Annotated in this window: 16 protein-coding genes; 9 read left to right on the forward strand and 7 right to left on the reverse strand. The window is 60.6% G+C overall.

Features of this window, described 5'->3' with window-relative positions; all coding sequences use genetic code 11:
- Positions 1-37 precede the first annotated feature (37 nt).
- Positions 38-391 carry a hypothetical protein gene (locus HCZ23_RS04365; RefSeq protein ID WP_167600491.1) on the reverse strand — a complete coding sequence of 118 codons (354 nt, stop codon included), beginning with the start codon at positions 389-391 and terminating at the stop codon, positions 38-40.
- Between HCZ23_RS04365 and HCZ23_RS04370 the strand changes: the two genes are divergently transcribed.
- From HCZ23_RS04370 to HCZ23_RS04380, 3 genes are all read left to right on the forward strand, one after another.
- On the forward strand, positions 375-1,529 hold the full coding sequence (locus HCZ23_RS04370) for an efflux RND transporter periplasmic adaptor subunit (RefSeq protein ID WP_167600492.1): 1,155 nt from the start codon (positions 375-377) through the stop codon (positions 1,527-1,529). The genes HCZ23_RS04365 and HCZ23_RS04370 overlap by 17 nt on opposite strands.
- On the forward strand, positions 1,526-5,536 hold the full coding sequence (locus HCZ23_RS04375) for an efflux RND transporter permease subunit (RefSeq protein WP_167600493.1): 4,011 nt from the start codon (positions 1,526-1,528) through the stop codon (positions 5,534-5,536). The genes HCZ23_RS04370 and HCZ23_RS04375 overlap by 4 nt, the downstream gene beginning before the upstream one ends.
- A 144-nt stretch (positions 5,537-5,680) precedes the next feature.
- Entirely contained in the window at positions 5,681-6,082 is a 402-nt protein-coding gene (locus HCZ23_RS04380) for a DsrE family protein (protein WP_368487293.1), read from the forward strand.
- Positions 6,083-6,143: 61 nt separating this feature from the next.
- Here the strand turns inward: HCZ23_RS04380 and dusA are convergent, their stop codons facing one another.
- The 6 genes from dusA to betI all read right to left on the reverse strand — a co-directional run bounded on the left by dusA (position 6,144) and on the right by betI (position 13,187).
- Positions 6,144-7,130: a tRNA dihydrouridine(20/20a) synthase DusA gene (gene dusA / locus HCZ23_RS04385; RefSeq protein WP_167600494.1), complete on the reverse strand. Its 987-nt coding sequence runs from the start codon at positions 7,128-7,130 to the stop codon at positions 6,144-6,146.
- A gap of 98 nt (positions 7,131-7,228) precedes the next feature.
- A complete protein-coding gene (locus tag HCZ23_RS04390) occupies positions 7,229-7,753 on the reverse strand; it encodes a flavin reductase (RefSeq protein ID WP_167600495.1) in 525 nt (174 codons plus the stop codon).
- A 147-nt stretch (positions 7,754-7,900) separates the two neighbouring features.
- A complete protein-coding gene (gene betA, locus HCZ23_RS04395) occupies positions 7,901-9,550 on the reverse strand; it encodes a choline dehydrogenase (RefSeq protein ID WP_167600496.1) in 1,650 nt (549 codons plus the stop codon).
- A gap of 12 nt (positions 9,551-9,562) precedes the next feature.
- Positions 9,563-11,038 (reverse strand): betaine-aldehyde dehydrogenase, encoded by a 1,476-nt coding sequence (gene betB / locus HCZ23_RS04400; RefSeq protein ID WP_167600497.1) that lies wholly within the window; start codon positions 11,036-11,038, stop codon positions 9,563-9,565.
- A gap of 23 nt (positions 11,039-11,061) precedes the next feature.
- Complete coding sequence (gene betC, locus HCZ23_RS04405; protein WP_167600498.1) at positions 11,062-12,576, reverse strand: choline-sulfatase; 1,515 nt, start codon at positions 12,574-12,576, stop codon at positions 11,062-11,064.
- Between the two features lie 23 nt (positions 12,577-12,599).
- Positions 12,600-13,187, reverse strand: a complete 588-nt coding sequence (gene betI, locus HCZ23_RS04410; protein WP_167600499.1) for a transcriptional regulator BetI — start codon at positions 13,185-13,187, stop codon at positions 12,600-12,602.
- 82 nt (positions 13,188-13,269) lie between these two features.
- On the opposite strand from betI, the gene choX reads away from it, so the two are divergent.
- From choX to HCZ23_RS04440, 6 genes are all read left to right on the forward strand, one after another.
- Positions 13,270-14,199: a choline ABC transporter substrate-binding protein gene (choX, locus tag HCZ23_RS04415; RefSeq protein WP_167600500.1), complete on the forward strand. Its 930-nt coding sequence runs from the start codon at positions 13,270-13,272 to the stop codon at positions 14,197-14,199.
- An 83-nt stretch (positions 14,200-14,282) separates the two neighbouring features.
- Positions 14,283-15,116: a choline ABC transporter permease subunit gene (choW, locus tag HCZ23_RS04420; protein ID WP_167600501.1), complete on the forward strand. Its 834-nt coding sequence runs from the start codon at positions 14,283-14,285 to the stop codon at positions 15,114-15,116.
- Complete coding sequence (gene choV, locus HCZ23_RS04425; RefSeq protein ID WP_167600502.1) at positions 15,113-16,135, forward strand: choline ABC transporter ATP-binding protein; 1,023 nt, start codon at positions 15,113-15,115, stop codon at positions 16,133-16,135. Before choW ends, choV begins: the two co-directional genes overlap by 4 nt.
- 313 nt (positions 16,136-16,448) lie before the next feature.
- Positions 16,449-17,546 carry an ABC transporter ATP-binding protein gene (locus HCZ23_RS04430; protein WP_167600503.1) on the forward strand — a complete coding sequence of 366 codons (1,098 nt, stop codon included), beginning with the start codon at positions 16,449-16,451 and terminating at the stop codon, positions 17,544-17,546.
- A 67-nt stretch (positions 17,547-17,613) separates the two neighbouring features.
- Complete coding sequence (locus HCZ23_RS04435) at positions 17,614-18,711, forward strand: extracellular solute-binding protein (protein WP_167600504.1); 1,098 nt, start codon at positions 17,614-17,616, stop codon at positions 18,709-18,711.
- A gap of 87 nt (positions 18,712-18,798) precedes the next feature.
- On the forward strand, positions 18,799-20,085 hold the full coding sequence (locus HCZ23_RS04440) for an ABC transporter permease (RefSeq protein ID WP_167600505.1): 1,287 nt from the start codon (positions 18,799-18,801) through the stop codon (positions 20,083-20,085).
- Positions 20,086-20,090: the final 5 nt, after the last annotated feature.

Genomic DNA, 20,090 nt, shown 5'->3' on the forward strand with positions numbered 1-20,090 from the left:
CTGAGAGTCATCTCGCTTTTTAAACTCGTGCCCCCTCTTACCCCGATCTTCGCCAGATTGCCAAGACCCGGCCTTTCATCTGCGTGCCGCTCACGGTGTGGACAGTGCGCTGTGCGAAAACAGAGATGGCGGCCAACCCCCACTCTGCAAATACGCCCCAGCGTCCCTCTGCCGCAGTAAAAATCCACGAAATGCAGAGAAAAAAGCGCGACACGATCTTGTGAATGTCGCGGAGCTTCCCCATCTTGGCCGCAATGTTAAAGCCATTAACTCTTGAAAGCGTGATAAGCTTGATCCATCGTCTCGGCCCGACCGTATGATGAGAGACCAGATCAAAAGACCGCCGCAAGACTGAAGTACAGGAACAGACCACCATGCGTATCGTTTCCATCCTCATCGCCCTGCTCGTGACCGTGGGCCTGTACCTGTTCATCTTTGAACGCGACCGCCTGACCGGCGCACCCGCAGAGACAGAAACGGCAGAAATCAGCGAAGACTTCGCGCCGCCCGCAGAGAAAGCCACTGCGGGCGACACCGCCGTCTCCGTGGTCGCAGAGCACTCGACCGCGCAGTCGCTTGAGACCGGCGTCGTGTTGCGCGGCGAAACCGAAGCCGCGCGCAGCGTCGATGTCACGGCGGAAACCACAGGCCGCGTGATCAACGCGCCGCTGCGCAAAGGCGTGACGATCACGGCGGGTCAGGAGCTGTGCCAGATCGACCGGGGGACGCGTGATTCGAGCCTGGCACAAGCACGCGCGGCACTGTCCGAGGCCGAGGTGGCGCTGGCCAATGCGCGCAAACTGGCGTCCGGCGGCTATGCCTCAGAGACGCAGATCCTTTCGGCGGAGGCCGGTGTTGAGAGCGCCCGCGCCGCTGTCGCGCAGGTGGAACGCGATATTGAAAACATCTCGATCAAAGCGCCCTTTGCGGGGCTGTTGGAAAGCGACACGGCGGAGCTTGGGACATTCCTGTCCGCGGGCAGCCCCTGCGCGACCGTGATCCAACTCGATCCGATCAAACTGGTGGGCTACGCCTCCGAGAGCGATGTGACCAAGATCGAGCTGGGCGCCATGGCGGGCGCGCGGCTGCTCACCGGCGATACGGTGACGGGTCAGGTGACCTTTCTGTCGCGCTCCGCCGATCCGGCCACCCGCACCTTCCGCGTCGAGATCGAAGTGCCGAATCCCGATTTTGCCATTCGCGACGGCCAGACGGTTGAGATCGCCATCGCCGCTGCGGGCGTTGAGGCGCATCTCGTGGCGCAATCTGCGCTCACTTTGGATGACGAGGGTCGCATTGGCCTGCGACTTGTCGGGCCTGAGAACCGTGTCGAATTCGCGCCCATCACCGTGCTGCGCGACACGCGTGAAGGCATCTGGGTCGCGGGTTTGCCCGAGCGTGCCGACATCATCACCGTCGGGCAGGAATTTGTCCGCGCGGGTGTGCTGGTCGATCCGCATTTTGGCGATGAAACAGAGACACCTGACGCAGAAACCTCCGGTGAGACCTCCGGGGAGATCAGCCAATGACCGGCCTCGTCGATTGGGCGGGCGAGCGCGCCCGGATGATCCTCGCCTTTGTGGCGCTGACCTTGATCGCGGGCGCTTATGCCTATGTCAGCCTGCCGAAAGAAGGCGAGCCGGACATTGAAATCCCCGGGCTTTATGTCTCCGTGCCCTTCCCCGGCATTTCCGCGGAGGATTCCGAGAAGCTCTTGGTCAAACCGATGGAGACGGAGCTCTCCGATCTCGACGGGCTCGACACCATGTCGGCGACCGCCTCGGAGAATTATGCGGGCATCTGGTTGGAGTTCGAGTTCGGCTGGGACAAGACCAAAATCATCGCCGATGTGCGGGACCGCATGGGCCGCGTCGAGGCGGAATTCCCGGAAGGCGCCGATAGTTACACCATCGCCGAGGTCAATTTTTCAGAATTCCCGATCCTGATCGTCAACCTCACCGGCCCGGTGCCCGAGCGCACTCTGGTGCAATACGCCAAACAGATGCAGGACCGTCTCGAAGGCCTGGAGCCCGTCTTGGAGGCGCAGCTCACCGGCCACCGTGACGAGATGCTGGAGGTCGAAATCGACCCGCTGCGGTTGGAAAGCTACAATGTCACCGCCGCCGAGCTGATCAATGTGGTGACCAGCAACAACCAATTGGTCGCCGCCGGTGAGGTCGAGACGGATCAAGGCACATTCTCCGTCAAAATCCCCGCCTCTTTCAACGATCAGCGCGATGTCATGGAGCTTCCGGTGAAGGTGAACGGCGACCGCGTGGTGACGCTGGGCGATCTCGCCGACATCCGCCTGACCTTCGAGGATCGGACCGGCACAGCGCGGTTCAACGGCGAAAACACCGTGGCGCTTCAGGTCGTGAAACGCAAAGGCTTCCCGATCATCGACACGGTGGAGACGGTGAAACAAGAGGTCGAGGCCGAATTTGCCACCTGGCCCGAACCGCTCCGGCAGGCCATCGTGGTCGGCACCTCGAACGATCAGTCGCGGCAGGTGTCTTCGATGGTGAGCCAGCTCGAAGGCTCGGTGCTGACCGCCATTGCGCTTGTGATGATCGTGGTCCTGGCCTCTTTGGGCATTCGCTCGTCCTTGTTGGTCGGTTTCGCGATCCCGACCTCGTTTCTGTTGTGCTTCATCCTTTTGGGACTGATGGACATCACCATCTCGAACATCGTCATGTTCGGGTTGATCCTCGCCGTCGGCATGCTGGTCGACGGGGCCATCGTCGTCGTAGAATATGCCGACCGCAAGATGGAAGAAGGCACCGGCCCCATGGCCGCCTTTGTCGAGGCCGCGAAACGCATGTTCTGGCCCATCGTGTCGTCGACCGCCACCACGCTTTGCGCCTTTCTGCCGATGCTGTTCTGGCCCGGTGTGGCGGGCGAATTCATGGGGATGCTGCCGGTCACGATCATTTTCGTGCTCTCCGCCTCCCTCATCGTGGCGCTGATCTACCTTCCGGTCATGGGCGGTGTCTCGGGCCGCATCGCGCGCGCTTTTGAACATGCCTCAAGCGGCCTGCGCGCCACCACGCCCTATTGGCTCCGCGCCGTCTTGGTCGTCCCCTCCGCCTATATGGTCTTCCTCGGGCTGATGCAGCTGATGAACCCGAGCTATCTTCTTTCAGACCCGGATGGCTTTTGGCCCGTGGCCCTCGGTGCCCTTCTGTTCCTCGCAGGCTCCGCCTTCACCGGCATCACGCTCTCTGCCGCCCGGATCGAGCGCAAACGCAAAAAGGTCGACGCAGGTTACAAACGCTCGCCCTTCGGCCATTTCACCCATTTCATCGCGGGCAACCCGGTGATGCCGGTCGTGACCATTCTGGCGGTGATCTTCGCCGTCGTCTCCGTCTTTGGCTATTACGGCAAGAACAACAAAGGCATCGAATTCTTCGCCGCCACGGAGCCGGAACAGGCGATCATCTACGTCAAAGCGCGCGGCAACCTGTCGCTCATGGAAAAAGACGCGCTGGTGCGGCAGGCCGAGGACATCGTGCTTGCGCAACCCGGCGTCGACAATGCTTTCGTCTTTGCGGGTGACGGCGGCCTCAATTCTAACACCGGCGGCGGTTCCGCGCCGCGTGACACCATCGGGCAAATTCAGGTCGAGCTGATCCCTTGGGAAGATCGCCCGACGGAGACCAAGGACGGTTTTCTGTTCTTCGAGGACACCCATGTGCGCCCCGAATATGACGGCAATTACGTGCTCGATCAGATCGAGGCGAAACTGGCCAAACTGCCCGGTATTCAGACCGAAACGATGAATCTCGCGATGGGGCCTGCCTCGGCGAAACCTGTGCATCTGCGGCTCAAATCCGACGATTTCGCCCTTTTGGAAGAGGCAACCGAGATCGTGCGCACCAAATTCGAGGCGACCGAAGCGCTCGCCGACATCGAAGACACAAGGCCGCTCCCCGGCATCGACTGGCAGATCGACGTGGACGTCGAGAAGGCCGGGCGCTTTGGCGCGGATGTGGCCACTGTCGGCGGGATGATCCAGCTTGTCACCCGAGGCATCACCCTCGACACCATGCGCGTCGACAGCTCAGACGAGGAAATCGACATCCGCGTCCGCCTGCCCGAGGAGTACCGCGTGCTCTCGACCCTGGACACGTTGAAAGTGCGCACCATGGACGGGCTGGTGCCGCTGTCGAATTTCATCACCCGCGAACCTGTGGCAAAACTCGCCTCGATCAGCCGCGTCGATCAACAACGCTATTACGATGTGAAAGCGGCGGTGGATGTGCCTGAGGACATGTCGCTTCTCGAACTCGCACGCTCAGAACAAGAGCAAACGGAAGACGAAGCCGCAGAGAACGAAGAAACGGAACGATCCGACCAGCCGCATCAAATCGGTCTTGGCTATAAGCTGTCACAGGATCAGATCGACGACGACGCCCCCTATAATTTCATTGTCCGAAACAAGGTTTCTCTGCTGTTTGGACTTCTGAAATGGGATGCTAAACCGGAGTATTTCTTCGTCGAGGGCGACTATGCCCAGCAGGATTTCGATCAACTTCTAAAGGACAGCGCATTTGCTGACGGTGAGGCGATCACTGTCTCGGAGAAACCGATCACGCCCACCGAACGGATCGAGACCCTGACCGAATGGTTGGAAGGTGAAAATCCCCTGCCCCAAGGTGTGGCTTGGGAGTGGACCGGCGACGACGAAGAGCAAAAGGAAACCGGCGCTTTCCTCCTCAAGGCCTTTGGCGCTGCTCTCGCGCTGATGTTCATCATCCTACTCGCTCAGTTCAACAGCTTCTACAACTCGGTGCTGGTGCTCATAGCCGTGGTGATGTCCACGGCGGGTGTGCTGATCGGGCTTTTGGTGATGGATATGACATTCGGCATGATCATGACCGGCACGGGCGTCGTGGCACTTGCGGGGATCGTGGTGAACAACAACATCGTTCTCATTGATACCTATCAGGAATATGCCCGCTACATGCCCCGGATCGAGGCCATCGTGCGCACCGCCGAAGACCGCATCCGACCAGTGCTTCTGACCACGATCACCACCATGGCGGGCCTGACGCCGATGATGTTCGGCCTGTCGCTCGACTTCATCAATGGCGGCTACACGATCAACTCGCCCACCGCGCAGTTCTGGACCAACTTGGCCACCGCCGTGGTCTTTGGCCTCGGCATCGCCACCGTCCTTACGCTGGTTTTCACGCCTGCGATGCTGGCTCTTCGGGTCTGGTTCTGGGACATCCTGCACCATGTGTGGATGCGACTGATGACCCAGATGGGGCGCCAAAGCCGCTCAGCCGAAGACTACCGCCTGCGCCGCGAGGCCAAACGGGCCAAAAACCCGGAATTCGTTTGGAGCACAGGCGCGCAAGGCTGGGCCGCGCCCGACACGTTTGAGGCCACCCGCGTGTCCCAAACCGCGCCGAAACAGCGCCCGATCGAACAGCCCCCGGCAACGCCAGAAAGCGTGATCGAAGTGGAGCCAGAACACCCGGAGACGGGACATATGCGAAAAGGCAAAGGCGGGACTGAGGCCGCGGAGTGAGCGCGCGCCACGCCTGCGACACTCAACCACGCCTCTCCCACTTGTCTGCCTGACGCCCACATGACAGCATCCTCCCATTGCATATATGGGAGGAAAATTATGCGAAACTTCCTTATAAAACTTATGTTTGCGCTCTCACTCCTCGTGACACCACTCACGGTAAACGCGCAGGAGGAAAAACCCGGTCTGTTCATCAACCTGACCACCGACGACACATGGGCTGCAGCAAAAGCCATCATGTTTGCCCATGAGAAATCGCTTAAGAACGGGCACCCGACAGCGATCTGGCTCAATGTGCGCGGGGTCTATCTGGCCGACAAGAAACGTCCGAGCAACGTCCCCGGACTGATGGCCGAAAGCGGCACGTCAATTCAGGACATGCTGACGAATTTTATGGCTGATGGCGGCACCGTGATCATGTGTTCCGCTTGTTCACAAGCGGCAGGCCTGACCAAAGACGACTATATCGACGGCGTCGAAATGGGCACATATCCCGTGGTAGAAAGCTGGCTGTTTGATCCGACGGTCAAGACGCTCTCTTGGTGAATATTCCACATTAGACCTTATGACCCTAAAGAGCGGCCATTTCGCCGCTCTTTTTCTGCACTCACTCCGGCAAAGCCTCGCGCACCAACTCAAACCCTGCACCCTCTTTATGCGCCCCCTCGGAAAGCACCCGTTTCCAGCGCCGCGCGCCGGGTTGGCCGGCAAAGAGCCCGAGCATATGTTTGGTGACCTGCGCCAGCTTGCCGCCCGATGCGATGTGGCGCCCGATGTAGTCTTCCATGGCAAAGACCACGTCGGCGCGGCTCAGAGCTTGGCGGGCGTCACCGAACACCTTTTGATCGGCGTGACCCAGAATGTCATAGGGCTGATGATAGGCCGCGCGACCGACCATCACGCCATCCATGACATTCAATTCTTCCTCAACCGTTTCAAGGCTTTGCACACCGCCGTTGATCGACAGATGCAGCTCCGGGAAGGTGCGTTTCATCTCATGCACGAGGGCGTAATCCAACGGCGGGATGTCGCGGTTTTCCTTCGGGCTAAGCCCGTCAAGCCAGGCCTTGCGGGCATGCACCATGATCCGCGTCACACCCGCGCCGCGCATCTTGTCCAAGAAGGCGGGCAAGACCTCAGCGGGGTCCTGATCATCCACCCCGATCCGGCATTTCACCGTCACCGGCACGTCGCCCGCACCCTCTTGCATGGCGCTCACACAGTCCGCCACGAGATCCGGCGACTTCATCAGCACGGCCCCAAAGGCCCCCGATTGCACCCGATCCGAGGGGCAGCCGACATTGAGGTTCACCTCGTCATAGCCCCTCTCGACGCAGAGCGCCGTCGCCGCTTTCAACTCCGCCAGGTCAGACCCGCCGAGTTGCAGCGCCACGGGGTGTTCTTCCGGATTGTACTCGAGCAAATGCACCGCGCCGCCGCGCACCAAAGCGGGCGCCGTCACCATCTCCGTGTACAACAGCGCATGATGCGACATCAGCCGATGCAGATAGCGGCAATGACGGTCCGTCCAATCCATCATCGGGGCGACGGAGAGGCGCGCAGAGTGCTCTAGGGTTGGGGTCAAACGGCTCATTTCAGGGCTTTCAGACAGATCGCGGGGGCAGCGCGTCGGATAACATTGCCCCCCTCAGATGCCAAGCCTCTTTGGCTTCACAGCGTTTGGGCGCGCAGTCAGCTGTCGAGCGCGTGGAATTTGCGGGCGTAATAGACGGAGGCGCTCGGGCTGTCGGCGCGCACAACACTCAGCACCTCGCAGAACAGCACCGCATGGGTGCCGATCTCTTGGCGGGCCGTCACATGGCAGTCGAATGAAACAGCCGCCCCTTTGAGGCACGGCGCGCCCGTGACATCCGCGCTCCAGTCCTGCTCGACAAAGCGTTCGTCCACCGGGAGTTTGCCGCCAAAAGCCATCGCCAATTCGGCCAGATCGGGCCCCACGGTGTTCACGCAGAGGGCGGTGTTTTGCAGAAAAGCCGGGGCAACCGAGCTGGACAGATTCACACAGACCAAAAGCGTCGGCGGCGTGTCGGTCACGGAACAGACGGCGGTCGCGGTAAAGCCCGCGCGGCCCGCAGGCCCGTCGGTGGTCACGATGTTCACCGCCCCCGCCAGATGCGCCATACCATCGCGAAACGCCTCGCGCGAGACATGCGAGAGCGCCGTCACGTCTGGTTTTGAACTCTTCGCGTCCGCCATGCCCAACTCCTTTTGCCCCCATATATGTCGTCGTGACGGGTGCGACCAGTCCTAACGCCGCCCGAAGGGCGCTGAAACTGGCTCAACCAGCATAGAGGCGGAGTGTCAAGCAGGCTCCTGTTCAACAGAGGCCTGCTCAAAAGAGGCCTATCGTTGCGCCGTCTCCCACCGCGGGTTGATCCAGGGCTCGGCGTTCGAGGCCGGCAGCGGGGTTTTGCCCAGAATGTGATCCGACGCCTTTTCGCCCGACATGATCGAGGGCGCATTGAGGTTGCCGTTGGGGATCTGCGGAAAGATCGAACTGTCGGCAAGCCGCAGCCCTTCGACCCCGATCACGCGGTTTTCCGGGTCCACGACGGCCATCGGATCGTCCGCGCGCCCCATGCGACAGGTGCCGCAGGGGTGATAGGCGCTTTCGACGTGCTCTTTGATGAAACCGTTCAGCTCCTCGTCGCTTTGGACCCCGGCCCCCGGTTGGATTTCGTGTTTGACGTAGGGCTTAAACGCATCCTGGCCGAAAATCTCACGCGTCAGGCGGATACAGCTGCGGAAATCCTCCCAATCCTTCTCCTGAGACATGTAATTGAACAGGATTTTTGGCGCCTCACGCGGGTCTTTCGAGCGCAGAGTGACTTCCCCTCGTGAGGGTGAGCGCATCGGGCCGACATGGGCTTGGAACCCGTGACCTTCGGCGGCGGCCTGCCCGTCATAGCGCACGGCGATGGGCAGGAAATGATATTGAATATCAGGATATTCCACGCCGGCCTTCGAGCGAATAAAGGCCGCGCTCTCGAACTGGTTCGACGCCCCCAGCCCCTGTTTCGTGAACAGCCATTGCGCGCCGATCAGGGCCTTGGAGATCAGGTTCCAGTGTTTGTAGAGCGTGATCGGTTGCGAGGCCGCCATTTGCAGATAAAGCTCAAGGTGATCTTGCAGGTTCTTACCCACGCCACGGCGGTCGGCTTTGACCTCGATGCCCAGTGCGGCCAGTTCGTCGGCCGGGCCGACCCCCGATTGCAACAGGATTTTCGGCGAATTGATCGAGCCCGCCGAGAGCACCACCTCGCGCCGGGCTTTGATCACCCGACCATCGACCAGACGCACACCGGTGGCACGGCCTTCTTCGATCTCGATGCGGTCCACAAGCCCGTGGACCAGATCGCAATTCTCGCGTTTCAGCGCCGGTTTCAGATAGGCGTTGGCGGCGGACCAGCGGCGGCCTTTCCAGACGGTTTGCTCCATCGGGCCAAAGCCCTCTTGTTTCTCGCCGTTATAGTCGCCGGTGACCTCATAGCCCGCTTGCGCGCCCGCATCGACGAAGGCCTGAAACAGCGGGTTGTCGCGGGGACCTCGGGTGACATGCAAAGGCCCATCGGTCCCGCGCCAGCTTGGATCGCCGCCATGGCCGCCGTCGTGCCAGGTCTCCATGCGTTTGTAGTACGGCAGCACATTTTTATAGGCCCAGCCATCTGCGCCCATCTCCGCCCAGGTGTCGAAATCGCGCGCATGGCCGCGCACATAGACCATGCCGTTGATCGAGGACGATCCCCCGATCACCTTGCCGCGCGGCGTGGCGAGGCGACGGCCATCGAGATGCGGCTCGGGCTCGGATTGATAGCCCCAATCGTAGCGCTTCATATTCATCGGATAGGACAGCGCGGCCGGCATCTGAATGAGTGGCCCCGCATCCGTGCCGCCATGTTCGATGACCAGAACCGAGGCCCCGCTCTCAGACAGACGATAGGTCATGGCCGAGCCTGCGCTGCCCGCGCCGATGATGACGAAATCTGCTTCCATAACGTGCTCCTCTCAGAAGGCGGCTTCGACCGGAGAAAGGCCGACATAGACGGATTTCACTTCGGAATAATGCTCGATGGCGGCATGGGCGTTTTCGCGCCCCACGCCGGAGGCTTTGACGCCGCCAAAGGGCATCTCAATGGGCGTCAGGTTATAGGCGTTGATCCAACAGGTGCCCGCCTCAAAGCCTTTGACCACCCGATGCGCGCGGGTCAGATCCGAGGTGAACACACCGGCGGCCAGCCCGAACTCGGTGTCATTGGCCCGCGCCATGACCTCCTCTTCGGTGTCAAACGGCAGAACGGACATCACCGGGCCGAAAATCTCTTCGCGGGCGATGGCCATGTCGTCTGTAACGTCGGAGAAGACGGTGGGTTCGATGTAAAGCCCGCCCCTCTCATGCGCCTTGCCGCCGGTGATCAGCGTCGCGCCCTCCTCAACCCCCTTCTCGATATATCTGAGCGTGATGTCGAGCTGGCCTTGCGACACCATCGGGCCAAAATTCGTCGCCTCATCCATCGGGTCGCCGATCACGGCGCGTTCGGTGCGGGTTTTGAGACGCGCGAGGAAATGCGGCAGGATGCCTTTCTGCACAAAGACCCGCGTGCCGTTGGAACAAATCTGGCCGGAGGAGTAGAAATTGCCGTTGATCGCGGCAGAGATGGCGTCATCCAAGCTGGCGTCGTCGAAAATGATCAGGGGCGATTTGCCGCCCAATTCCATGGTGACGTGTTTCATCCCCGCCGCCGCCGCCGCGTAGACCTTGCGTCCTGTCGGCACGGAACCGGTGAGAGAGACTTTTGCCACGCGCTTGTCCTCGACCAGCGCAGCACCCACATCGCCGTAACCCTGCACCACGTTGAACACGCCGTCGGGCAGCCCGGCTTCTGACAGGATTTCGGCCAGTTTCAGCGCGCCCAGCGGCGTCGTCTCCGAGGGCTTGAACACCATCGTGTTGCCGCAAGCCAGCGCAGGCGCGGCCTTCCAACAGGCGATCTGGGTCGGGTAGTTCCACGCGCCCAAGCCCACGCAGACGCCCAGAGGTTCGCGGATCGTATAGGCGAAATCCGCGCCCAACTGGATGTGCTCGCCGGTCAGCCCCGCCGCGATCGACCCGAAATATTCGAGGCAATCGGCCCCCGAGGCGGCGTCTGCAATCAAGGTCTCCTGCAAAGGCTTGCCGGTGTCATAGGTCTCCATCACCGACAGCTCATGATTGCGCGCGCGGATGATCTCGGCGGCACGGCGCAGGATGCGGCCCCGCTCGGAGCCGGTCATCGCGGCCCACCCGGCACGCGCGGCATCGGCGGCGGCGAGGGCCTGATCCACGATGGAGGGCGTTGCGGAATAAAGCTTGGCAATCACCTCGCCCGTGGCCGGATAAGTGGAATTGAGAGCGGCCCCGTCACTGTCTTCGACATAGCGGCCATTGATAAAGTGGCTGGCTTTAGGCTGTTGAACGGGCGGGTGGTCTGGGGAGGGTGTCATCGGTCTGGTCCTTTCAGCCAAAGTCATTCGCCACGCGGGAAACGCGCGATGTCTTCGACGGTGTTCAAATCCATGTGGTTGCGCATGTAACGCTCGGAGGCCTTTTGCAGCGGCTGATAATCCCAAGGAAAATAATCGCCGTTGCGCAGCGCCTCATAGACGATCCAGCGCCGCGCCTGACTTTCGCGGACCTGCGCATCGAAGAGGTCGAGATCCCAGCGCGCGTCGGCCATGGCCTGAAACCGCGCGAGCGTGTCGGTATACGCCGGGTCCGCCGCGAGGTTCGTCAGCTCATGCGGGTCATGCGCGACATCGAACAATTGCTCGGGATCCAAAGCACAGCGGGTAAATTTGTAATCCCCGTCCCGCAAAGCGACGAGTGGCGCGTAAGAGGCTTCGGCGGCATATTCCATGGCGACGGGGGCCGTGCGCGCCTCGCCCTTGGCCAGCGGGATGAGGCTCTCGCCATCGGTCCAGGGCATGACGTCTTCCATCGACACACCCGCGATGTCGCACAGCGTCGGCGTGACGTCGATGGTCGAGACCGGCGTCTCGATCAGGCCGGGGGCAAGATCGGGAGAGGCGATCATCAAAGGCACCCGTGCGGAGCCCTCAAAGAAGGTCATCTTGAACCACAGCCCCCGCTCGCCCAGCATATCGCCATGGTCGGAGACAAAGAGGATCACCGCCTCCTGCCGTGTGGCCTCCAGCGCGTCGAGGATGCCGCCGATCTTGTCATCGAGATAGGAGATGTTGGAAAAATACGCCCGACGCGATTTGCGGATGTCCTGGTCCGTGATGTCGAAATTGCGCCAGTCGTTGGCGTCGAAGATGCGTTTCGAATGCGGATCGTGGTCCTCATAGTCCATCGCCGGAACCTCGGGCGAAAGATGCTCGCAATCCTCGTAAAGGTCCCAGTATTTCTGCCGCGTCACATAGGGATCATGCGGATGGGTGAAACTCACCGTCAGGCACCACGGGCGGTCATCCTTGCCGCGCGACAGGTCCTGAAGTTTGCGCGTGGCGTGATAGGCCACCTCGTCGTCATATTCCATCTGGTTGGAAATCTCGGCCACACCCGCGCCGGTCACCGACCCCATGTTGTGATACCACCAGTCGATGCGCTCGCCGGGTTTGCGATAATCCGGCGTCCAGCCGAAATCGGCGGGATAGATGTCGGTGGTCAGACGTTCCTCGAACCCGTGGAGCTGATCCGGGCCGACGAAATGCATCTTGCCCGAGAGGCAGGTTTGATAGCCCGCGCGGCGCAGGTGGTGCGCGTAGGTTGGGATGTCGGAGGCAAACTCGGCGGCATTGTCATACACACGCGTGCGCGAGGGCAATTGGCCGGACATGAAGCTCGCCCGCCCCGGTGCGCACAAAGGCGAGCCGGTGTAGCTGTGGGCAAACCGCGTCGAGCGCGCGGCCAGACGTTTGAGATTGGGGGCATGGAGCCACTCGGCCGGCCCGTCGGGAAACAACGTGCCGTTCAACTGGTCGACCATAATAATGAGGATATTGGGGGATTGTGCAGTCATGTGAGGTTCCCGTCGGACTTGCTTCAGATGCCCTGCTCTTTCGGCAGGTGCAGGTTGAGATAATCGAGCACGATGGCTTCCGGGTGCTCCGGTCGGTCGCGTTCGTCGCAGAGCACGAAACGGATGTAGGCGCCGTCGATCAGCGCCGCGATGCCTTCGGCCACCATCGGGGCCTGAGCGGGAATCACCTGCCGCAATTCGGCGAGGAGATTCGAGCGAAGACGGCGGTGATAGACTCTGAGAAGGCGCGAAACTTCGCCTGATCTTTGGGCATAAACGTAAAAATTAAGCCATGCGCCAACCGTATCCGGCTGCATATTCATGTCGGAAAAACTGCTACGAATGATCGTCTCGATGCGCTCTTTGGGATCAGTTTTGCCCTTGAGATCTTGCCGAATCTCTTCGCTGTATTTCGTCAAAATATGACGCATTGCGGCGATGAACATATTGGTTTTGCTACCAAAATAGTGATGCGCCAGCGCACTCGACATCCCGGCCCGCTTGGCGATCTGGCTGACGGTGACCTCCATGGAGCCGGTCTGTCCGATCTCCGAGATCACCGCCTCGATCAGGGCCGTCGTGCGGATCGGTTCCATTCCTACTTTTGGCATTTCTGTCCTCTTCCGGTTGTCAAACCAGACTCAACACGTTTTGATTAACTCATCAATCAAAATAAAACAGGGACCATCTCGAATGCTCAGAACAACCGCTCTCGCGACCATTCTTGCAGCCACCCAATTCAGCGCACTTGCGGCCACTGCCGAAACACCCTGCGACGCTGTGTCGTTTTCGGATGTGGGCTGGACCGACATCACCACCACCACCTCCATCGCCAAGCAGATCCTCGAACCGCTGGGCTATGACGTGGACGTCTCCGTGCTCTCCGTGCCGGTGACCTTCGCCTCGCTCTCCGGCGGCGACACCGACATTTTCCTCGGCAACTGGATGCCCGCACAGGCCGGCGCCGTTCAGCCCTACCTCGATGACGGCTCCATCGTCATCGCCCACGAAAACCTGCAAGGCACCGTCTACACCCTCGCCGTGCCCGCCTACACCTATGAGAAAGGCCTGAAGGATTTCGCCGACATCGCAAAATTCGCCGACGAGCTGGACGAGACCATCTACGGCATCGAGCCGGGCAACGAAGGCAACGACTACCTGATCGGCCTGACCGAAGCGAACACCCATGGCTTGGGCGAGTTCAAGGTCAAGGAAAGCTCCGAACAAGGCATGCTGAGCCAGGTGCGCCGCGCCTATGACAAGGGCGAAGACGTGGTCTTCCTCGGCTGGGCACCGCACCCGATGAATGTCAACTTCGATCTGAAATACCTCACCGGCGGCGAAGAATTCTTTGGCGGCGTGGGTGTCGTCAACACGCTGACCCGTACGGGCTTTTCCGAGGAATGCCCCAATGTCGGCAAGCTTCTGACCAACCTCGACTTCACCGTTTCGATGGAAAGCGAAATCATGGGCGCGATCCTCAACGACGGCGAAGACGCCGACGATGCGGTCAAAGCCTATGTCACCGCCCACCCCGAGATCCTCGATCCTTGGCTCGACGGCGTGACCACCACGGCGGGCGAGCCGGGTCTTCCCGCTGTCAAAGCGGCTTTCGGCCTCTGATCAAACACGGCCCGGGGGCGCGCACCCTCGGGCCTTTTCGTTTTGAGACCTACCGCCAAGACTCCCAGAAGATCGGAAACGCAATGAGCTGGATCACTGACACTAAAATCCCGGTCGGAGAGGTCGCCGCCGACTTTTTCGACTGGATGCAACACCACGGAGGCTGGTTCTTCGACGCCCTCGCTGCTGCGCTCGAATGGATGATCGAGGCCGTCCTTTGGGTGCTGCAAACCCCGCCGCCGCTGGTGGTCATCGCCGTTTTCGTGGCGGGCACCTGGGCGCTGCAACGCAATTGGAAAGCCTGTCTGCTCGTCGGCCTCGGGTTTCTCTTCATCCTCAATCAGGACTATTGGGAAGAGGCCACCGAAAGCCTCACCCTCGTCGTCGCCTCCTGTGTCGTCTGTATGGCCATTGGCGTGCCCATCGGCATTTATGCCGCGCGACGTCCCGGATTTTACCGCGTGCTGCGCCCGATCCTCGATCTGATGCAGACGCTGCCGACCTTTGTCTACCTGATCCCCGCCATCGTGTTTTTCGGCATCGGCATGGTGCCGGGCCTTCTGGCCACCGTGGTCTTCGTGTTGCCCGCGCCGATCCGTCTGACGCATCTCGGGATCAGCTCCACCCCGCCCGCGTTGCTCGAAGCCGTCCAAGCCTTTGGCGGCACCTCGCGGCAACTCCTGTGGAAGGTCGAGCTGCCCTTTGCGCTCCCGCAGATCATGGCCGGTCTGAACCAGACCATCATGCTGTCGCTCTCCATGGTCGTGGTCGCCGCTCTTGTGGGGGCCGATGGCCTCGGCGTGCCGGTGGTGCGGGCGCTCAACCAGGTGAACACCGCTTTGGGCTTTGAAAGTGGCTTTGTCATCGTCGTGCTGGCCATCATGCTGGACCGTGTCCTGAGGATTGAACGCAAATGACCGCAGTAATTTTTGACAATGTTTCCATCGTCTTCGGAGACAAACCTGAGACCGCCCTGCCGCTCATGGACGAGGCCAAGGACCGCTCTGAGGTTCAGGAACAGACCGGACAGGTTCTGGGCGTGCACAACTGTTCGCTCGAAGTCCAAGAGGGCGAAATCCTCGTCCTCATGGGCCTCTCGGGGTCGGGCAAATCGACGCTTCTGCGGGCGGTCAACGGGCTCAACCCGGTGGTGCGCGGCGAGGTGAAGATCAGCGACGGCAGCGAGATGGTCAGCGTGACCCATGCCGACGCCAAGGGCCTGCGCGATCTGCGCCAAAGCCGGGTCGCCATGGTGTTCCAGCAATTCGGCCTCCTACCCTGGCGCACGGTGCGCGAGAACGTCGGGCTTGGCCTTGAGCTGGCCCATGTGCCGCCGGATGTGCGCGCGAAAAAGGTCGATGCGCAACTGAGCCTCGTGAACCTGACCGACTGGGCCGAGAACAAGGTGTCGGAGCTTTCGGGCGGCATGCAGCAACGTGTGGGCCTTGCTCGCGCCTTTGCCGCCGATGCGCCGATCCTGTTGATGGACGAGCCGTTTTCCGCGCTCGATCCGCTGATCCGCAACCACTTGCAGGACGAATTGCTCGAGCTGCAACGCAAACTCAAACGCACGATCATTTTCGTGAGCCACGACTTGGATGAAGCGTTCAAACTGGGCGACCGGATCGCGATCATGAAAGGCGGGCGCATCGTACAATGCGGCACGCCCAAGGACATCTTCGAGAACCCCGCCGACGATTACGTCGAGGAATTCGTCAACCATATGAACCCTTTGGGCGTGTTGACGGCGGGCGATGTGATGGAAGAGGCCAAGGGCGATCATCTCGACACCGTCGAAGCCTCTGTGCCCGTGATCGACCTCATGGCCCGTCTGGCAGAACTCGACACACCTCTCGGCGTGACGCAAGACGGGGCGTTGATCGGCCAGACCTCGCGCGCCTCGCTGCTCCGGGAACTGGCGAAAAAATCGAACTGAACCTTCGCCCCTCGCGGGGATCAAAACCGCGAGGGGCAACGACCCGCATCCGCGGCACCGCTTGCGGCAAACATTTTCGCTACGTTTCCAAGAGGTTTTTCGCAACTTTCGGAAAGGATGATCAAAATTTTCTTTGGACAGCGGCGTCAAAACACGCAAGTATGATCAAAAATCAATCAACCCCGGAAGGGTGGCCTGAAACTTAAGAGAGTGCGGTGGACATTCTCGCGAAGGCTGCTTTTCTTACCAAACAACGGGGACGGCCCAGACGTCGCAAAGATGCAGAGGCCAGAAAAACAGGGACGTAAACACTGTGCTTGATCAAGGCTCAGACGCCTTTGTCGTGTTCGACAAGGTGCAAAAAAGTTATGACGGTCAGACACTTGTTGTCAAAGACCTCAATCTCTCAATTGGAAAAGGTGAATTTCTGACCATGCTCGGGCCGTCTGGCTCCGGCAAAACCACCTGCCTCATGATGCTCGCGGGGTTCGAGACCGCCACCCATGGCGACATCCTTTTGGACGGTCAGGGCATCAACAACATCCCGCCGCACAAACGCGGCATCGGCATGGTGTTTCAAAACTACGCGCTTTTCCCGCATATGACGGTGGCCGAAAACCTCGCCTTCCCGCTCGAAGTGCGCAAGCTTGGAAAATCCGACCGCGAGGCCAAGGTCAAACGCGCGCTCGATATGGTGCAGATGGGCGATTTCGCCAGTCGCCGCCCGGCGCAATTGTCCGGCGGTCAGCAACAGCGGATCGCTCTGGCCCGCGCGCTGGTGTTCGAGCCGGAACTCGTTTTGATGGACGAACCGCTGGGCGCGCTCGACAAGCAACTGCGCGAACATATGCAGTTCGAGATCACCCGGCTGGCGCACAATCTGGGCATCACCACGGTCTACGTCACCCACGATCAGACCGAGGCGCTCACCATGTCCGACCGGGTTGCCGTCTTCAACGATGGCCGCATCCAGCAACTCGATCCGCCGGACACGCTTTATGAAGAGCCGAAGAACAGCTTTGTTGCGCAATTCATCGGTGAGAACAATTCCTTGGAAGGCACGGTGAAAGAGCTGAACAGCGACACGGCCCTGGTCCAGCTCGACGATGGCGGGTTGATCGATTGCAAGCCTGTGAACGTCAAACAGGTGGGCGACCGCACCAAAGTGTCGATCCGCCCCGAGCGTGTCGAATACCGCTCCGAACGGTTCCAAGAGGGCGCGCATCTGCTCAAAGCCGAGGTTCTGGAATTCATCTACATGGGCGATGTGTTCCGCACCCGTCTGCGGGTCGCGGGGCGGGACGATTTCATCATGAAATGCCGCAACGCGCCGGATCAAATCCGTTTGAAACCCGGTGAAACGGTCAACATCGGCTGGATGCCCGAAGATTGCCGCGCGCTGGACGCCTGAGCGTGGCCATAAACACCCGTCAGATAGGCGGGGTTCATAAAACAAAACCACCAACTTGGAGAGTTACATGAAACTTACGACCCTTGCCGCCGCCTTGTCCGCGACTGCACTCACCCTGCCGGCCGTTGCCGAAGACATGACCATCGTGTCCTGGGGCGGCGCCTATCAATCCAGCCAGCAAAAGGCCTATACCGAGCCCTATGCCGAGATGAAGCCCGACTTCAACGCGATCTGGGACGAAAGCTCCGGCGAGGCCGTGGCGAAACTGCGTGCCATGGATGAGGCGGGCAATGTGACCTGGGATCTCGTCGACGTCGAAGGCCCGGACGCCGTGCGTCTCTGTGACGAAGGCCTCGCAATCGAGGTCGATGTCGATGAGGTGCTGGCACCGGGCGACGACGGCTCCTCGCCGACCGACGATTTCGGCCCCTCTTTGATCAGCGAATGTTTCATCCCGCAGATCGTCTTCTCCACCACCTTCGGCTATCGCACCGATGTCGAAGCCTGGGGCGACAAGAAACCCGAAGATCTCTGCGCCGTCTTCGATCTGGAAACCTTCCCCGGCAAACGTGCGCTGCAAAAAAGCCCGAAGAAGAACCTCGAATGGGCTTTGCTCTGTGACGGCGTGGAAAAGGACGCTCTCTATGACGTGCTCGACGAGGACGGCGGCGTGGAACGCGCGCTGGCCAAGCTCGACACCATCAAGGACGAGGTCGTCTGGTGGTCCGCAGGTGCGGAAACCCCGCAGCTTCTGGCCGATGGCGAGGTCGTGATCGGCTCCACCTATAATGGCCGCCTCTTCTCCGTAATCGAAGAACAGGATCAGCCGGTGGCGATGCTTTGGGACTACCAGGTGTTCGACTTCGACGGTTGGGTGATCCCGGCCGGTCTGACGGAAGAGCGCGAAGCGGCGGTGAAGGAATTCGTGAAATACGCCACCGACACGCAGCGTCTGGCGGATCAGGCGAAGTACATCTCCTACGGTCCGGCGCGTGCATCGTCCCAGCCGCTCGTTGGCAAACACGCCGAGCTTGGTATCGAGATGGCGCCGCATATGCCGACCAACCCGGAGAACGCTCAGCGCTTCCTCGTGAACAACCTCGACTGGTGGGCCGACAATCAGGACGATGCCGAAGCCAAGTTCCAGGCCTGGCTGGCGCAATAAGTATCTGAGCGAAACGCTTGAATACAAAATGAAAAAGCAAAGGGGCGCCCTGCCCCTTTGCGCTTCACACACCTCGATGGACGGATCATGAGCGACACGACCACAGACGACAGCCCCCAAACCGGTCCAGTTCTGGCCGCAGACGGCACGCCCCTGCACCGCAGCCTTGCACGCGCGCTGCGCCGCCAGAAATTGCGGGCGCTGATGCTGATTGCGCCGCTTCTGATTTTCATCATAGTGACCTTTATTTTGCCCGTGGCGGATATGCTCTACCGCTCGGTCGAGAATGGTATCGTTTCTGAGACCCTGCCGCGCACGGTGGTCGCGCTCGCCGATTGGGACGCCAGTGGCGACACCCCGCCCGATGAGGCCGTCTTCGCGGCGCTGGCCGCCGATATCCAGATCGCCGCCGAGGAAAAGACCCACACCAAACTCGGCTCGCGCCTCAATTACGAAAACCCGGGCATGTCCTCGCTGTTCCGCAAATCCGGGCGTCAGGTCAAACGCTGGGATCTGGAAACCGACGGGCCGTTTATGGAGAAATTCCTCGACATCGACGAGGACTGGGGCGACATCGACGTCTGGCGCACGATCCAGACCTATTCGCCCGCGACGACCTCCGGCTATTATCTCGCCGCCGTGGACATGCAACTCGGCGCCGACGGCCCCGAAATGCGACCCGAAAACGAACGCATCTACCTCAAACTCTTCGGTCGCACGCTGATGATGTCGCTGGCGATCACCTTGAGCTGTATCGCCTTGGGCTATCCGGTCGCCTGGCTTTTGGCCAACCTGCCGATGCGAACCTCCAACCTCTTGATGATCCTTGTCCTTTTGCCTTTCTGGACATCGCTTTTGGTGCGCACGTCGGCGTGGAAAATCCTGCTGCAACAGCAAGGCGTGATCAACGACATCCTGGTCTGGATCGGACTTGTGTCCGATGACGCGCGGCTGGTGATGATCAACAACCAATTGGGCACGATCATTGCGATGACGCATATCCTTTTGCCCTTCATGATCCTGCCGATGTATTCCGTGATGCAGTCCATCAACCCCTCCTATCTGCGCGCCGCCAAAAGCCTTGGCGCCACCGATTGGACGGCGTTTTGGCGGGTCTATTTCCCGCAGACCGTGCCGGGCATTGGCGCAGGCTCGATCCTCGTCTTCATCCTCGCCATCGGCTATTACATCACGCCCGCTTTGGTCGGTGGCACCACCGGAACCTTCATCTCGAACCGCATCGCCTTTCACATTTCGACCTCGCTCAACTGGGGGCTGGCGGCCGCGCTTGGCGGCATCCTCCTCGCGGTCGTTCTCGTGTTCTACTGGGCCTATGACAAATTTGTCGGCATCGACAACGTGAAGCTGGGGTAATTGAC

Source organism: Celeribacter sp. HF31, assembly GCF_011806455.1.
Lineage (GTDB): Bacteria > Pseudomonadota > Alphaproteobacteria > Rhodobacterales > Rhodobacteraceae > Celeribacter.

Coding starts and splice junctions, on each gene's coding strand:
- HCZ23_RS04370 (WP_167600492.1), top strand. CDS start 375: ATGCGTATCGTTTCCATCCTCATCGCCCTGCTCGTGACCGTGGGCCTG.
- HCZ23_RS04365 (WP_167600491.1), bottom strand. CDS start 391: ATGGAAACGATACGCATGGTGGTCTGTTCCTGTACTTCAGTCTTGCGG.
- HCZ23_RS04375 (WP_167600493.1), top strand. CDS start 1,526: ATGACCGGCCTCGTCGATTGGGCGGGCGAGCGCGCCCGGATGATCCTC.
- dusA (WP_167600494.1), bottom strand. CDS start 7,130: ATGAGCCGTTTGACCCCAACCCTAGAGCACTCTGCGCGCCTCTCCGTC.
- HCZ23_RS04390 (WP_167600495.1), bottom strand. CDS start 7,753: ATGGCGGACGCGAAGAGTTCAAAACCAGACGTGACGGCGCTCTCGCAT.
- betA (WP_167600496.1), bottom strand. CDS start 9,550: ATGGAAGCAGATTTCGTCATCATCGGCGCGGGCAGCGCAGGCTCGGCC.
- betB (WP_167600497.1), bottom strand. CDS start 11,038: ATGACACCCTCCCCAGACCACCCGCCCGTTCAACAGCCTAAAGCCAGC.
- betC (WP_167600498.1), bottom strand. CDS start 12,576: ATGACTGCACAATCCCCCAATATCCTCATTATTATGGTCGACCAGTTG.
- betI (WP_167600499.1), bottom strand. CDS start 13,187: ATGCCAAAAGTAGGAATGGAACCGATCCGCACGACGGCCCTGATCGAG.
- choX (WP_167600500.1), top strand. CDS start 13,270: ATGCTCAGAACAACCGCTCTCGCGACCATTCTTGCAGCCACCCAATTC.
- choW (WP_167600501.1), top strand. CDS start 14,283: ATGAGCTGGATCACTGACACTAAAATCCCGGTCGGAGAGGTCGCCGCC.
- choV (WP_167600502.1), top strand. CDS start 15,113: ATGACCGCAGTAATTTTTGACAATGTTTCCATCGTCTTCGGAGACAAA.
- HCZ23_RS04435 (WP_167600504.1), top strand. CDS start 17,614: ATGAAACTTACGACCCTTGCCGCCGCCTTGTCCGCGACTGCACTCACC.
- HCZ23_RS04440 (WP_167600505.1), top strand. CDS start 18,799: ATGAGCGACACGACCACAGACGACAGCCCCCAAACCGGTCCAGTTCTG.